Here is a 15,333-nt window from a genome sequence, read left to right as displayed (position 1 = left end):
CAGGCAGCCGACCCGGTTTGGTCGCCACAGGGGGATGCCCTGCTTTATATTCACGAAGACCGCCAAGTTTTTAGAATTGGAGTAGACGATAAGCAGGTAGAACAACTGACACATATTGGACAGAACTATCTGGGGGATTGGTTTGACCCGGCGTATGCGTTGCCTGTTTCGCCACAACCGCCGTTGCTAACCACAACATGGGGGGAAGTGAAAAAGGAATAGTGTTCTATATTTAATCACCTTGAAAGCACTTTGACAGAGATGTTATTCAAAGATTTCAGACCTGCTGAAGTTATGTTTGTTTTCAAGCATTTCCAAGGGAAGGGCTTTACTTCCGTAGCGAATTCATTCGTCTTGGAAATGGGTCTCCCAATAAGTGTTGGGAAATCAATCTTGCCGGAACAGAAGCACCGGTAGAAAGGAGATAAACCGACATGAAAAGTAACCTTCGCGATAAATTCCGTGACTTCCTCGCATCCGAAGAAGGTCGTGTAGGGGTCAAAGCACCCCTCGCAGTAGGTATCGCAGGTGGGAGTTTGTTGTTAGCACAAGCAATGTTCCCCGCCGATGGTCAGGCACATATGGAATGTGACGACAATGGCGATTGCAGCCCCGGAGAAATCTGTTTACATGGAGAGACAAAGGAATGGTCTGCCGGCTGCCAGTGTGTGGTAACCATAAAGCACTCTCAGTGCGTTGGTCACTAAAGGCACGAATTTCGCATTTCGTCGGTTCCGCTGTTTTTTATCAGTGGAACCGACCTTTTCAATAATTTTACTAAGGAGGGCATCATGAGATGGACAAAGGTGAAGGGATTCCCCTTTTCTATAAAAAGTAGGCTGCTGTCAGTCTTAGGAACCACCCTATTCATAAGCGTCGGACTGCTACTCATAGACGGTTGGGAAGACGCTGCTGGGGCCGAGTTGATAGCCTATGTTTCTAACCAAACAGATAACTTTGACATCCATATCATGGACACCAATGGTAAGTACCTTGGCAACTTGACAGACCACCCAGCCGATGACTTTGACCCCACATGGTCGCCGGATGGCAGGTTTTTAGGGTATGTCTCCAACCGAGATGGAAATCCTGAGATTTATATTATGGATACCAAGACGAGGGAACATCAGCGGTTGACACACGACCCCGGCATCGACTCACGTCCTACGTGGTCTCCTGATGGCAGGTGGATTGCTTTTGTCTCTGATCGTGGAGGGAGTTCGGATATTTACAAAATGGATGCCACCGGTGAAAAGATAAGACGATTGACGAAAATCGGTAAAAACGGGAGTCCTGCCTGGTCCCCCGATGGTAGATGGATCGTTTTCTTTTCTCAACTCGATCAGAGGTTCGATCTCTACATAATGACTTCCGAGGGGAGAGGATTGAAGCTTCTGATACCTCCAAGGTTGAGGGGTCTTGTCCCTATAGCGTGGACTGCAGGATTCACGTGGTCTCCTGACGGCAAACAGATTGCCTTTGGAACATGGGAACTTCAGTTCTTTGCCCTTGGGCCAGTAGACGGTGTCCCGCGACCTCTCTTGGAAAAGACTACACCACGGGTTCCTCTCACCCTTTCAATCCTTGATATAGATGCAGAAGACCTCCGAAAATTGACGCAAGTGCCACCGGTAGGGGAGAAACGGGCACCGGTCCCACAAATTTCTCGTCCTGCTTGGTCTCCGAATGGCGACTGGATTGCGTATAGTATCTCAGATGTCGGAAAGCGGTGGGAACCTTCTGCTGACATTCATATCATAAACGTCAGAGATACTAATGGCGTTGGAACGCCGCTTGTAAAGGGTGCGAGATTCTATCTATCTCCTGTATGGGTGCCGGAGGGATTTCACTTAGTATCACCGAGTGGAGAAAAACAGACAATGCTTTGGGGTAAACTTAAACAGGCAGCAGATTAAAAATTTATGTGGATGACACATTATGACTTCAACACAACACTCATTTCAATCTCCAAAACCGACGCATCGTTTGCATCCGTTTACGCGTCAAGATCGGCTTTTCATCGTTGATTTAGACGTAGGACAAGTATTAGAAGCTGACGATCTTATTTGGGAGATATTGCAGCTGTGTCCGGAATCAACACCCGGTGAGATTCTTGAAGCTCTATCTGAAAAGTATGAACCGGAACGGATTTATCAAGCCTTTGAGCAACTACATAACTTTGAGGAAATGGGGCTTCTTTTTGGAAACACAGGTCAAGAAACGCTCGAAAAGAAAAATCGTCTCAGAATCTTCGTGGCAGGCCCTATTGAAACATGGACCTCAGATAAAACATACGTTAGGAGTGGATACCGTCTCGCCTCTAAAGAAATTCTGAGCGCGTTGTCGAGATATGCGGATCTTTTTTTTCATGCCGCAAAATCGGAGGTCATTTCAGACGGGGTTTACACCCTTTCGGGAGGCACCTCAAGACACAACTTTTTATTTCAACTTCAGCAAAACCAGATTGATGGGATTTTCATACCGATGATCCCGTTGGACATGGTGGAACAGATGCCACTGCATCTGTTTTCATCAGGAGTTCCCGTGATAAGCCGGCTTGGCTCACCCCGTGGACACAACGGGTCAATGATTAATTCTATCCTATGGACTTATGCTGCGATGAACGAACATGACGCTTTCATAACGCCAACTCGCTCTATCAAAGATTTCTATGCACAACATGTTCTTGACACCGACTGTTTTCATGTCATTCCCAACGGTGTTGATTCGGACCTTTTCCGTCCGATGGATAAAGCACAGGCTCGCTCTCAAGTGGCAGAGATGCTCAATCGACCAGAGATAAGAAATCAGAAGATCGTCGGTTTTTTTGGACGTTTCCAACCTGAGAAAGGCGCGGGCATCTTTATCAAAATAGCCAAAATGCTTCCTGAGGTCCTGTTTTTTGTGGTTGCCCCGACTTTACATGCGTATCAGCTCCAGAAGTTACCGCCGAATTTAATCTATATCGGTGAGCAGCCGCCGAGAGAGATGCTCCCATTGTATTTAAATACTTTCGATGTCCATTGCTTCCCTTCTATCGTTGGAGAGGAGGCATTTGGCAATGCTGTTCTCGAAACGATGGCGTGTGGCGTGCCACCCGTCGTAACAAACTTCGCGGGTTTGCCAGAAGTTGTCGGAGACGCGGGTCGTGTTGTGGCATGTCAGACTTTCAATCAGGACATTGGCAGTTTCGCCGGGTATGTTGAACCCGAAGTGCTTTCAAAAGCGATTCAGGAACTTTTGAATGACGATGTCCATCGAATGGAACTCAGTAAACAGGCTCGCGAGCGGTCATTGGAATTTAAATGGGACACAACTGCAAAGAAACTCGTCCTGCTCTACGAAAGCCTAAAAAGAAAAAAGCAGTTTTCTTCACGAACGCGTTTCAAAACTTCGTTTGTGCCTTCCTACGGTTTCTTAGACGACCAGTTGCAGTGCCAATCCATTTTGACAAACGTCACTGAGCAACATAACCAGGAACCACTGATGCACAGCAGTTATCATCAAGATTGGAAGGCGGCATTGGCTTTAACGTTACTGGAGCGTCATACGGTTCATGAAGTGGAGGTGGTCCTTATGCACATCGTGAAAGACAGACACTCGGTCGCTGATATTCTCAATCGTGTCAATGGATTTACGCAAGCAACATCTTTATAGACGTTGATGAAAGGTTGATACTTATGATAGATTTTCCTGTAACACTTCATGAAATAGAGAAGTTTCAGGTTGACGATCGGAACTACGTCGTTGACTTAGATCGAAATGAACTGGTATGTGTTGATCTCGTTGTCTGGAACGTGTTGGAATTGTGCGATTCAAGGAGCCGGAAAGAAATCATCAGCCACCTAAAAGCACAACACACTGAGGCAGAAATATTTGAAGCATTTGAGTGCCTAAAATATTTTTCGGAATCAAATCTACTTGTGTCAAACATAGCGCGTCGCGTCCCGGATGAGGACCAAAAATCACGCCTCGTGACGTTCCTAAATCAGGGACCGGCTTCACAGTCCAAGGATGGAAGTACCTATCTGCTTTTAGAATCCCTTTCACAGAATATGGAGGTTACCGTCGGAATTCCGAAGGATCAATGGGATGAATCCTATCGCGATGATGAAGTTTTTCACTTTATGGCAATAGAAACGGATCTTAAACGCGCGCGAACCTATTATATAAACGCCACCTATGATGTAACAATAGCGTTCGTTCCTGTCGATTTTGGGGTTTTATCTATAGAGGCGAACGAAGTTATACCTTTCTTTTCTTGGAATAACGTTCCGACTATTGTGCGTGCCAATAGTGGGGTTAGAGATGAAGATGCCTTTATAAATTTCGTTTTGGCTGTATACGGAGCGAAGCGTCCCTTTGATGCCATCGTAGTTGATGCCCCTTGGGTGATACATCGGTTTCAAGAAATATTGTCATCTGATATTGATTTTCGTGTTATCCCTGATCCGGTTGATTTGGAAAGGTTTCAGGCATATCAGGAAAAGACGATAGGAAAACGATGTATAAGTGCCATTTTTGACACGCAAGAGGTTTTCCAAAAACCTGTTGTTGGCATCATCGCTGGAGAAGCGTTTGAAGTCAATTATCGTGTTGGGAAATTCATCGCTCAGTTGTGTCCAGAGCTTTTCTTTGTTGTGTTCGCACCTAAATTACCAGATGTGTATGTAAATAATCTACCCAGTAATCTTGTTTTTTATACAGAAACCGAACAATTCGGGACAGATCCACATTTGCTCCCGATGCTATTCAACGCCATGGATATCTGCTTTTTTCATGCGAGTTTACAAAGTTCGAGTTCACTACTGTCTCAGAGTTTGGCTTGCGGAGTCCCCACACTCATAGGGACGAGTGCTGCTATACCCGAGTTTGGGAACGCCTGTGCCTTTATAGATTCAAAAAGAGGAATCACGGACAGCGAATACTTGAAACACGTTCTTGAGAACTTAAATCAATTATTGGCAGACCCTTCAGAAATGGATCGGCTTTCTAAGGATGGACGGAAATTGGCGGAAAGTTTTTCTGCTGATGCCATTTCAACGCAATTTGCTAATCTTGTTCACTCATTAACGCAGCAGCAACTCGAGACGCAGGCGATGTCCACTTACAGTTCTCTCCCCAATCTGTTCTGCTATCATTATGATAGCAACCATGGAAGTGTGCGATCTCAAGCACTTCAGCATCCACACCATTCCGCAGAAAGTATTGAGGTCGGACTTGCTAAAGAGCTACTCAACTCTCATTCACGCCTGCAGGCTGAGACGCTTCTAACCGAAATATGCGATGGGGACAAAGAGAGGGCATATCACATTTTAGAAAAACTTTCCGGTTGGGTGCTATAGTTTGGATGGTCATTCACCGTTATGGAAGTTGTTTATTCTGGAAATGAAAATCCTGATAAGTATTATCGATAAGAGAAAGGAGGTGAACTCGAATGAAGAAAAACCTACGTGATAAAATTCACACTTTTCTACAATCTGAGAATGGTAAAGTGGGTATCAAGTCGCCACTGACCTTGAGCATAGTAAGTAGCAGCTTGTTATTAGCACAAATGATTCTCACTCCGCACGCCGATGCTGGTTTTGAATGCTGGAGTCATGCGGATTGCAACCAGGCCGAGGGTGAACTTTGCCATTTCTTTTTGAAAGATGCCGGTGGAGGCACCTTGGTATGGCATTCTACTTGTGGCTAATTAGAAAAGGTATTTGTTGATTTTGTCTGTCCTATTCTGGAAAAGAATGGGACAGATTACTTACTCATAGCATATGGAACATGTAAATTGGATTGACCTTGGGGCTCCGGAGCGGCTCGCCTATGCACGACAGCATTTTCAGAACGGAGTTTTCCAATGAACCGTGATATTTTCCGGGCGTATGATATCCGGGGCATTTTCGGCGTGGACTTTGCGCCGAACGACTTTTATCGAATTGCACGCGCCTTTGCGGTTCATTTTCGACCGGAAACCGTCGCTGTAGGTTACGATGTTCGCGAGAGTTCCCCGCAACTGTGGCAGAAGGTGGTAGAAGGACTCATAGATTCAGGCGTTGATATCCTCAATCTGGGTCGAATTTCGACCGATATGCTTTATTTCGCAGTGGCACACTACCAGACAAACGGAGGGATTATCATTTCGGCATCTCACAATCCTGCTGTATATAACGGTATGAAACTGGTCGGTCAGCATGCGACCCCAATTTCATCAGACACTGGTCTCTACGATCTCCGCGATGCCATTGAGAGTGAAATTCTATTTGAGAAGCGAAAGATGCCCTATCGTGGGTCCCTCCAGTCCGCACAGTTTCTGGAGGCATACCTCACGCACCTTCGTTCTTTTGTAGATTTGCAGCGGTTGTCCAGAAAACGGATTGTCATCAATGCGAATAGTGGACTTGCCGGTCAGATCGTCGAACGCCTATTAGCGGGGACACCGATTCAGATCTGTGAGCGGTTATTCACTGAACCCGATGGAACGTTCTCCCAAATTCCGGCAAAACGTCCCGATCCATTGAGACCGGAAAATCGGGAATTAACGATGAAAATTAGTGAGGAACTTGAAAGTATCGGCGGAAAACGGGAAACGAGGTGCCGATGGGAGTCTGATGGTATTAGATTAAAATTGTGTCTTTAATATGACAAAACTGATAAAATGTATATAATGACTATAGTTTTCGTTGGTATTTTTGTTTGAGTATTCCCCAGGTAGAGTCGTGAATCCCTAGACAGCTCTATTTATAAGGTAAATTTTACCCTTCCCTGAATCGTTGATTCCCTACAAGATTCAAGATATTTTATCAAACGCACGTTTTGTTAGGATAATTTTATGAAAGAAGAAAATGATGTTCAATTAATCAGCAGAATTTTAGAAGGTGATGATACGGCGTTCAACACTTTAGTTGAAAAGTATCAGAAGGGGATTCACGCCCTCGTGTGGCGAAAGATTGGCGATTTTCACTACGCTGAAGAACTTACACAAGACACCTTTCTAAGCGCGTATAAAAACCTTTCGACCCTAAAGGAGCCAAGTCAGTTTGCCGGATGGCTGTATGTTATCGCAAACCACCTCTGCCTTAATTGGATTCAACGGAGCAAATCTAAAATACAATCATTGGCATCCATCCCAATGGAAGAAATCGAACACGCCTCTTACAACCACCACGTATTAGCGCAGCGAGAGGCAGACGCGACGGAGCGTCGCCATGATCTTGTAAAAACACTCCTGGAGAAGCTGCCAGAGAGTGAACGCACGGTGATAACGCTCTACTATCTCGGTGGAATGAAGTCCAAAGAAATAGGCAAATTTTTGGGTGTGTCCGTGCACACAGTTACGAGTCGACTTCAGCGTGCGAGAAAGCGTTTAGAACAGGAAGAAGATCTCCTGGTTCAGGAAATTCTCGGTGGTGTTTATATACCCACGGGTTTAACCCAAAACATCATGCGGCAAGTCGCTGAGATGACACCGACACCGGCTCCGACTGGGAAACCTTTGCTCCCGTGGATGGCTTTTGGAACAGCGACAGTATTGGTATTCCTGTTGATGCTGGGTATCAGCAATCAATATCTTCTCCGTTTTCAAAAGCCGTATAGTTTTGAAGCACTATCCGAACCTACGATTGAAATTATTGATACGCCGATTACCCTTGCTATGGATTCAAAACCGGCGGTGCGAACGCAGGCTGGTAGGAATGTTAACACAAACGAGAATATGGGAGCTGGTTTGCGGACTGATGAGAATGTCTCAGCACCGAATACACAGAACAACTCGTTCAGATCCTCTACCTCCCAATGGACGCAGGCAGGGGGACCACAAGGGGGTCATGTTTCTGGTATCTTTGCTGCATCCGAAAAGATACTCTATGCTGCCACATCAACAGGTATCTACAGATTATCACCGGACGCAACTATGTGGACACTTATTAATACAAGTGTGCCGACTGGAGCGTTCCGGATGCCTATGGCAGAGTATGATAGTACGCTCTATATTGTTTCCAGTGATGAATTGTTTGCTTCGGTTGACAGCGGTGAAACGTGGAAAGGGCTTGGACACCGTCCAAAAGGAGATGCTATTGGTCTGATAATAACCGATGCGACACAGAGCAGTAACCCACACGTAGACATTGTGATGTATCTCGCACTTCAAGATAAGGGTGTTTTCCGATCTACAAATGCCGGGGCACAGTGGCACCCTTTTAACAATGGACTGGCAAACAAACACATTTCCGCGGTGGCTGCGATCAAGGACACGGTATTTGTTGGCACCAATGAGGGCCTCTATCATCTCGATTCAGGTGGGTGGAGGCAATTGCCGATGGATGTATCAGGTGCTGTTCATTCTTTGGCAGCCATGGAAAACAACCTCTATGTCGGAACGGGTCCTGATCTTTCCGCCCTGTTAAAAGATGTTGAGCGAACAGTAGATGTCAACGACTTAAATTTAAGAAGTATGGCTTTCCGATCAAACGACTTAGGAAAGTCATGGACAGAGATAACACCTATAAGTAAATCATCTTTTTTGAAGCCATCAACAGGCATGAAGATTTTGGCTGTAGGGCAATCCCTTTTGATACAAGACTTTGAACTATTTCGATCAAGAGATGGTGGGCAAACTTGGATAAACCTTGGGTTTGACGCAAGTCCGTTTATATTGAACAACTTTCAAGCTGTAGCGGTAAACGAGAATATATATTACAAAGTTGATGCATTTGGTATTCATCGGACAACTGATAGTGGTGAATCGTGGCACCCATTTATGAATGGGATAGTAGGGACTGGAATACGAGATTTAGTAGCGTTTGACAACAAATTATATGTGCATACTGGCAAGGATGTTGTTCAATCAACCAACAGCGGTGAATCGTGGGAAAACGTCCCTGTTGACATCCATGAACACACATTTGAACTCATAGGAAAGGAAGACGCTTGCATCAACTTTCCTTTTGATTCAAAGTTAACGGTCGCAGACAGGAGTTTTTATGTAATTGTCCCTGAGACAGATAATTTACGTATTCTCACTTTATCTACTATTAACAGTCTACTCAGTCCAGTGCCTGAAATACCTGTTTTTGATAACAAAACCCAATCCGTCGAGTCTATGTTATCTGCCCCGGAAACCTTGGCGAGAGCCGGTGGGTTTGCAGTCGGTAACGGAACATTCTACGTTGAATACAAACGAGAACTGTTCAGATGGAGACTCGGTGATTCAGAATGGATAAATACTGGATTATTAGACACAAGTGAGAATCTTGGTGATAAACTTGATACAGGATTCAAGTTAGCGGTTTCGGGGAAAACCGTCTACGTAGGGAAGCGAGCGGGTCATCTGTTTCAATCACAGGATGCAGGAAACAGTTGGAGAGACATTACGTCGAATCTTCCACTCCGCTTTTCGCATTTCAACGAGATATTCTTTGTGGGTTCAACGGTTTACGTCGCCACTGACACCGGTGTTTTAAGTTCAGAGAACGGAGAATCCTGGCGCGTGCTCACCGATGGAACGGGAATGCGTATCACCATCGATAGGTTCGCTGTGGACGGCACCACGGTTTATGGTGCAGGTGATACGGGGCTTTATCGCTTGGATACCCGTGGACACTGGAAGCAAATCTCTCCGAGTGTGCCTGATAAAGTGCTCTCTCTCGTTATCAGCAATGATAGGCTTTATATTGCGACGCAACAACACGGGATCTTTCACAGACCGCTTGGGGAAGAATATCGCAACGAGTTATCTCAAAGATAGAGCGTTCTGTTGTTTCCTATGCTTTTTACTGTGATACTACAGAAGGGAAATCATATGAGAATGATAAAATTGTTAACCCTTTTCGCATTCAATTTACTGATTCTGAATGTAAACGTTTTCTCGGTTCTCGCGAAAGTACCGGCAACCCCTAAAATCTTGTTTACCTCCGCACGGGATGGCAACGGTGAAATCTATATCATGAACCCGGATGGCTCTGAACAAGTCAGACTTACAGACCATCCTGCAAACGATCTGCACGCGGTCTGGTCTCCAACAGGTAAACAGATTCTCTTCGTCTCGAATCGCGGGGATTTACGTCCCAGGGGTACTCGAGATCTGTATCTGATGGATCCGGATGGATCCAACGTCCAACGCGTCTTTAAAAGAAAAATAGTAGGTTGGAGGACATCGCCGACGTGGTCACCCGATGGGAAACAGATTGCTTACAGGCAATGGGATCAGAGTGGAGGTGGCACAAGTGGTATATACATTGTGCCCTTAGGCGAACAAGAACCCGAATTCATCGGGAAGTTTTCCTATCCAGCATGGTCGCCGGATGGAACAGAAATTGCATGCAAGGCATCGGACCCAGCGGGAACCTGGATCATATTATTCAACATCCGGATACGAAAGCACGAACGCCTTCTACCCAAGAAAGCACTACCTTGGCAAACCGGGCCGTCTTGGTCGGCTACTGGTGATAAACTCTCTCTTGCTGGGAACAAGCAACCGTTGCCCGCCATTTTGGATAGGGATCTGCACAATGCATGGAAGGACAAGCAGGCGATCTTCATCGTCAATCGCGACGGCACTGGGCTCAAACAACTCGTTGATGAAGCCGGTCAGGAGGCATCGGATCCTGCGTTATCACCAAATGGAGAACAAGTCCTTTATACGCAGGAAATTAAGGGTTTTAGGCAGATCTTCAAAGTTGATGTGAATAACGGTATTCGGACGCAGTTGACGCATATTGGTCCAAGGAATTTTGGTGGAGACTGGTTTGACCCGGCGTTTGCGTTGCCAGTTTCACCGCAACCACAGTTGCTAACCACAATATGGGGAGAACTGAAACGGGAATAGGTTTTAGATTGAATCACCTTGAAAATACTTTAGGAATGGGCATAAGTCCTAATTTTGGGTTCCTGACCGGAGTTGGGAAGTCAATCTCGCCGGCGTGGAAGCACCGGCAGAAAGGAGAAAAACCGATATGAAAAAGAATCTCCGCGGTAAAATCCGCGAGTTTGTCCAATCCGAGGAAGGCAAGGTTGGGATAAAATCCTCTCTGACGCTTGGTGCAGCGGTTGGTAGCGTGCTACTCGCACAGGCTATCGTAGGAACACCAGAAGCTGATGCAATACCTTGCCGCGAACACGGAGATTGTCCAAATCGGCCTTGGAAGTGTCATCCAAGCGGTAGTTGTGTAAGTCCGTAAGGCGTTAGCATTTGTTGAGGGCATGCCGGTTCTTTTTCCGAGATGCCCTCAGCATTTCAATGCCCAATTATTTACTTCTGTAGTTGAGGAGAAGAAGATATAAGCTATAGGAATAGAAAACTGGGTTCAGAACCGGACTACTTTTACCTCCACTTTCGGAGGGACATCTTATGAGACATAAGCCTCTCTATATCTATTGTATATTAAGTGTTGTATTATTATGCCCCGACTTTTACCCAGCACTGGCAAAAGCACCGATCACCGCGAAAATTGTGTTTGCTTCGGGTAGGGATGGCAACCGAGAAATCTACTTGATGAATCCGGATGGAACACAACAGGTGAATATAAGTCGCAATAAGGCGGATGATGTCGCACCGATATGGTCACCGACAGGTGAACAGATTCTTTTTGCATCAGATCGAGACCGCTTTCTGGGGAGTTGGGATTTGTATTTGATGGATCCAGATGGTAAAAACGTCCGAAGCGTGTTTGAAAAATCAGCGGATAGAAGACATCCAGTTTGGTCATTTGATGGAAGACACATTGCTTATACCAAGATTGAACGGGGTGAATGGTTTGTGTATATCGCAACAATGGATGGAAGAGAAGAGAAAGAAGTGGCTATTGGCAGTTTGTCCGACTGGTCGCCTGATGGCGCAGAGATAACCTTTCTCAGTGGAGCATTTGACGAACCCAGACGTATTAGTTTGCTCAAGGTCCGATCGAGAAAACAAACATTCCTCCCCTTCCCTAAAGTTCCGATGTGGGTTCGAAGTCCTGTGTGGTCTCCAAATGGTGAAAAGATCGCGTTTGCCTGGCGGCCCGAAGGGTTTGAGGTGGAAACAATCTATATTATGAACCGTGATGGAACAGAAGTTCAACAAATTGTTGCTCCACAAGGCTCGTCAGCCGGTGAACCCGCCTGGTCTCCAGTGGGAAATGCGCTTCTCTACATTCACGCTGATGATGGTGATGATACGCAAATATTCAAAATAGATTTAGAGAGTAATGAAACGATACAACTGACCCACATTGGAACAGGACATCACCTCGGAAGTTGGTTTGATCCAGCGTTTGCCTTGCCTGTTTCACCCCAATCCCGATTGCTAACTACAACGTGGTCGGAAGTGAAAAGAAAATAATGTTTTAGATTTAATCACCTTGAAAACACATTAGCAGTGATATTAGTCAAAATGTTAGAGATGCTGAGATTGTATTTGTTTTTAAGCATTTTTAGAAGATCTGTTCCCTTATGGATGTTGTTCATTCTGGAAATGAAAGTGCTGATAAGAATTACCGATGAGAGAAAGGAGGTGAACCCAATGAAGAAAAATCTACGTCGTAGAATTCATACATTTTTGCAATCTGAGGAAGGCAAAACTGGTATCAAGGCCCCGCTGGTGTTAACTGTAGGAATTGGGAGTTTCTTTCTGACTCAAATAATGTTTACTCCTCCCGTTAGTGCAAGCATTGGTTGCACTTTGGTTTGCGACGAAGGAGAATATTGCCTATTTCGTCGATAATCACAAATTCCAAGCGAATCAACTCTTGCGGGCGAGTGGAACGCCATGCCAGTAATTACAGTTCACAAATTGAATAGGCACCTTTCAAATAACCAACAAGGATGATGAACCTTTTGAAAAGCCATTAGAAAGCATATCCAGGGAGAAGGCTTCACTCCCGTAGTGATAGTATTCGCCCTGGAAATGGGTCTCCCAATAAGTGTTGGGAAATCAATCTTGCCGGAAGAGAAGCACCAGCAGAAAGGAGAAAACCCATAGATGAAAAACAACATTCGCAGTAAAATTAGTGACTTCCTCAAATCCGAAGAGGGCCGTGTCGGCGTTAAGTCACCATTGACGCTCGGTGTGGCAACAGGTGGTGCCCTGCTCGCGCAAGCGATCATGGTAACACCAGATGTTGAGGCGTTCCCTTGTGATAAAGGGCAACCATGTCCTCCAGGTTACCACTGCCATATGGTTGGTAGCTGCGTAAAACACTAAGGTACTCTTAGGAGGATCTATGAGTGGGTGCTAAAGTACTTACACTCATAGATCCTTGATATACAACGTTTGGAGCGATGTCAGATGAGAGTTCAAACCACCTTTTTCTGTTATCTGCTGAGTGCACTCATATTCTGCTTAATCGGGGCCCCAGTATTGGGAAAAGCGATACCTGCCACTGCTAAAATCGTCTTCTCGGGAAACCGGGAGTTGCTTGAGAATCGAGACATCTACCTCATGAATACTGATGGGCAAGGGGTCGTCAATCTCACCAATCATCCCGCAGATGATGTGCAGCCCGTCTTCTCACCTACCGGCGAACATATTCTTTTTTGTTCAGACCGAGATAGAGGGTCTTTCAGTTTCGATCTATATCTGATGAATGTCGATGGTTCAGATGTAAGACGTGTTTTTGCAAAATCCCAAGAGAGAATAGCACCGACATGGTCGCCTGACGGAAAACAGATTGCCTACGTCCGCTCAAAACTCGATGTGCCCTCCCTTTATATTGCACCAATAGATGGAAAAAAGGAGGATCGTGTTGTAATTGGTATCATGCCCGTTTGGTCTCCTGATGGAAAGGAAATCGCCTTTATTAACCGCAGGTTGAAGCATCCTCGATACATTACAATTCTCAATGTTCGGACGAGTCGCTCAAAATTCTTTTTTCCGCCCGATGCGCCAGCCTGGCTGCGTCATCCGGCATGGTCTCCTGATGGTAATAAACTCGCATTTGCGTGGACGCGCGTTGAACCCAACCCCGAGAATGTTGGTAGGGAAACTGCCTACATTGTAAATCGAGATGGAACGGGACTTCATCAACTAATTGGCGAAGCAGGATCGCCCGTGACCCACCCAATATGGTCTCCAGCAGGTGATGAACTCCTGTACGAGCGTCCAGATAGAGAGTTCAAACAGGTGCATATTTTCAAAATTTCAGTAATGGAGGGACTTGCTACGCAGCTGACGGATCAGACGGTCTGGAATAGTCTGGGAGATTGGTTCGATCCGGCGTATGCGTTGCCGGTTTCGCCGCAACCGCAGTTACTTACGACAATATGGGCAAAGACGAAAAAGGAATGAGAGTTTAGTTAGAATTCCCCGGAGACGGAGATGCGCTGTGAGCCGCCGAGGGTGTGGGTATTGAAGGCGTAGTTGACGAAAAACGACATGGCATTTATCCCCAATCGGAGGCCAGCCCCTGCAGAGAGTCCATGTCCATTCCAGCCGCCCCGGAGTGCGAGGGTATTGAAGAGCCAGTATTCCGCACCGACGCGTAGAAGCATCCCGCCGCCAGCACCCCCTACCTCCAGATCGGCTTGGTCGGTTTCAAAATCCGCGCCAATTGCCCCTTTACCGAGACGTGGAACGGCAAAGTGGTAAGCCGTGCCGAATCGGAGTCGGCGCGTGCGAGTGAATGTCGGTGTGTCGGCAGTATCCCAACGGACTTGGGTACCCGTTGCATCTAACAACATTGCCCCGACCCGTAACCCCTTGTAAGGTTCCGCAATCAGACCGATGTCAATACCGAAACCGGTTCCACTGTTCTGAAAAATGGATTGGTTGAGGAGTTTGAGGTTGCCACCGACAGCCGCCATGGGGTGGACTTGACGGGCATAAGAGATAAGCAGGGCGTTATCGGTATTGCTGAAATACTCGGCAACTTCGGGTTTGTCGATATAAGGTTCGCCGTCCTCTTTGATGCCGTTGCCATTTTTATCCTGAAAATCGCCGAGGAACCCGTTATTGTTAACATCAATGAAAGTCGTGCGCGGTATATCGTCAACGCCGAGCCGGATCCAACTCAATCCGATGCTGCCGATATCCTCGATTTGGTAGACGTAGTTGACGAAGTTGTAGGTGACTAAGCCTCTGGTGAGCCACCCCCCATCTCCAGTGCTAAAGGTATCGGAATACATCGCCGAGAAACTGTGTTTCTTCACTTTGGTCAACCCGGCGGGATTCCAGTAAGTCGCGGTTGCGTCATCGGCGACGGCAACGAATGCGCCACCCATTCCCAAGGCACGCGCACCTACGCCGTGGCTGAGAAATTCGGCGGCATGCGCGCCTTCGTCTGCTGCTCTCGCAACTGCGGGGGGGCCGAGGCTCAGTATGAGTATAAGAAGATAAATAGATCGGCTTGTTGTCATAACTTAAATTAA

The 15,333-nt window shown here is 46.3% G+C and carries 13 protein-coding genes; 12 read left to right on the top strand and 1 reads right to left on the bottom strand.

All coding sequences use genetic code 11. The annotated features are described in order from the left end of the window. Positions 1-434: 434 nt before the first annotated feature. From F4X88_01455 to F4X88_01400, 12 genes are all read left to right on the top strand, one after another. Entirely contained in the window at positions 435-707 is a 273-nt protein-coding gene (locus F4X88_01455) for a hypothetical protein (GenBank protein ID MYA54937.1), read from the top strand. Positions 708-791: 84 nt separating this feature from the next. Next, the gene (locus tag F4X88_01450) at positions 792-1,916 is read left to right on the top strand and encodes a hypothetical protein (GenBank protein MYA54936.1); all 1,125 of its coding nucleotides are present in this window, start codon (positions 792-794) and stop codon (positions 1,914-1,916) included. Positions 1,917-1,938: 22 nt separating this feature from the next. Next, positions 1,939-3,657, top strand: coding sequence for a glycosyltransferase (locus F4X88_01445; GenBank protein MYA54935.1), 1,719 nt, complete (start codon positions 1,939-1,941; stop codon positions 3,655-3,657). Between the two features lie 23 nt (positions 3,658-3,680). Next, the gene (locus F4X88_01440; protein MYA54934.1) at positions 3,681-5,345 is read left to right on the top strand and encodes a glycosyltransferase; all 1,665 of its coding nucleotides are present in this window, start codon (positions 3,681-3,683) and stop codon (positions 5,343-5,345) included. A gap of 92 nt (positions 5,346-5,437) precedes the next feature. Continuing rightward, positions 5,438-5,695: a hypothetical protein gene (locus F4X88_01435; protein MYA54933.1), complete on the top strand. Its 258-nt coding sequence runs from the start codon at positions 5,438-5,440 to the stop codon at positions 5,693-5,695. A gap of 156 nt (positions 5,696-5,851) precedes the next feature. After that, the gene (locus tag F4X88_01430) at positions 5,852-6,631 is read left to right on the top strand and encodes a hypothetical protein (protein ID MYA54932.1); all 780 of its coding nucleotides are present in this window, start codon (positions 5,852-5,854) and stop codon (positions 6,629-6,631) included. 192 nt (positions 6,632-6,823) lie between these two features. Then, positions 6,824-9,736 (top strand): sigma-70 family RNA polymerase sigma factor, encoded by a 2,913-nt coding sequence (locus F4X88_01425; GenBank protein MYA54931.1) that lies wholly within the window; start codon positions 6,824-6,826, stop codon positions 9,734-9,736. A 9-nt stretch (positions 9,737-9,745) separates the two neighbouring features. Continuing rightward, a complete protein-coding gene (locus tag F4X88_01420) occupies positions 9,746-10,816 on the top strand; it encodes a hypothetical protein (protein ID MYA54930.1) in 1,071 nt (356 codons plus the stop codon). Between the two features lie 127 nt (positions 10,817-10,943). Then, entirely contained in the window at positions 10,944-11,168 is a 225-nt protein-coding gene (locus F4X88_01415) for a hypothetical protein (GenBank protein ID MYA54929.1), read from the top strand. A gap of 170 nt (positions 11,169-11,338) precedes the next feature. Then, positions 11,339-12,310, top strand: coding sequence for a hypothetical protein (locus F4X88_01410; GenBank protein ID MYA54928.1), 972 nt, complete (start codon positions 11,339-11,341; stop codon positions 12,308-12,310). A gap of 639 nt (positions 12,311-12,949) precedes the next feature. After that, entirely contained in the window at positions 12,950-13,171 is a 222-nt protein-coding gene (locus tag F4X88_01405; GenBank protein ID MYA54927.1) for a hypothetical protein, read from the top strand. Between the two features lie 84 nt (positions 13,172-13,255). Then, a complete protein-coding gene (locus tag F4X88_01400; GenBank protein MYA54926.1) occupies positions 13,256-14,254 on the top strand; it encodes a hypothetical protein in 999 nt (332 codons plus the stop codon). 8 nt (positions 14,255-14,262) lie between these two features. Here F4X88_01400 and F4X88_01395 read toward each other — a convergent pair whose 3' ends face one another. Continuing rightward, positions 14,263-15,321: a PorV/PorQ family protein gene (locus F4X88_01395; protein MYA54925.1), complete on the bottom strand. Its 1,059-nt coding sequence runs from the start codon at positions 15,319-15,321 to the stop codon at positions 14,263-14,265. Between the last annotated feature and the right edge of the window lie 12 nt (positions 15,322-15,333).

The sequence above is a fragment of the Candidatus Poribacteria bacterium genome (genome assembly GCA_009839745.1).
Taxonomy (GTDB): domain Bacteria; phylum Poribacteria; class WGA-4E; order WGA-4E; family WGA-3G; genus WGA-3G.
The sequence above is the reverse complement of the archived record's forward strand: the minus strand, read 5'-3'. Positions and strand labels throughout refer to the sequence as shown.

Bases quoted from the DNA above. Each gene is read 5' to 3' on its own strand.
- F4X88_01395 (MYA54925.1), bottom strand. From the start codon at position 15,321: ATGACAACAAGCCGATCTATTTATCTTCTTATACTCATACTGAGCCTC.
- F4X88_01415 (MYA54929.1), top strand. From the start codon at position 10,944: ATGAAAAAGAATCTCCGCGGTAAAATCCGCGAGTTTGTCCAATCCGAG.
- F4X88_01410 (MYA54928.1), top strand. From the start codon at position 11,339: ATGAGACATAAGCCTCTCTATATCTATTGTATATTAAGTGTTGTATTA.
- F4X88_01455 (MYA54937.1), top strand. From the start codon at position 435: ATGAAAAGTAACCTTCGCGATAAATTCCGTGACTTCCTCGCATCCGAA.
- F4X88_01450 (MYA54936.1), top strand. From the start codon at position 792: ATGAGATGGACAAAGGTGAAGGGATTCCCCTTTTCTATAAAAAGTAGG.
- F4X88_01400 (MYA54926.1), top strand. From the start codon at position 13,256: ATGAGAGTTCAAACCACCTTTTTCTGTTATCTGCTGAGTGCACTCATA.
- F4X88_01440 (MYA54934.1), top strand. From the start codon at position 3,681: ATGATAGATTTTCCTGTAACACTTCATGAAATAGAGAAGTTTCAGGTT.
- F4X88_01435 (MYA54933.1), top strand. From the start codon at position 5,438: ATGAAGAAAAACCTACGTGATAAAATTCACACTTTTCTACAATCTGAG.
- F4X88_01430 (MYA54932.1), top strand. From the start codon at position 5,852: ATGAACCGTGATATTTTCCGGGCGTATGATATCCGGGGCATTTTCGGC.
- F4X88_01425 (MYA54931.1), top strand. From the start codon at position 6,824: ATGAAAGAAGAAAATGATGTTCAATTAATCAGCAGAATTTTAGAAGGT.
- F4X88_01445 (MYA54935.1), top strand. From the start codon at position 1,939: ATGACTTCAACACAACACTCATTTCAATCTCCAAAACCGACGCATCGT.
- F4X88_01405 (MYA54927.1), top strand. From the start codon at position 12,950: ATGAAAAACAACATTCGCAGTAAAATTAGTGACTTCCTCAAATCCGAA.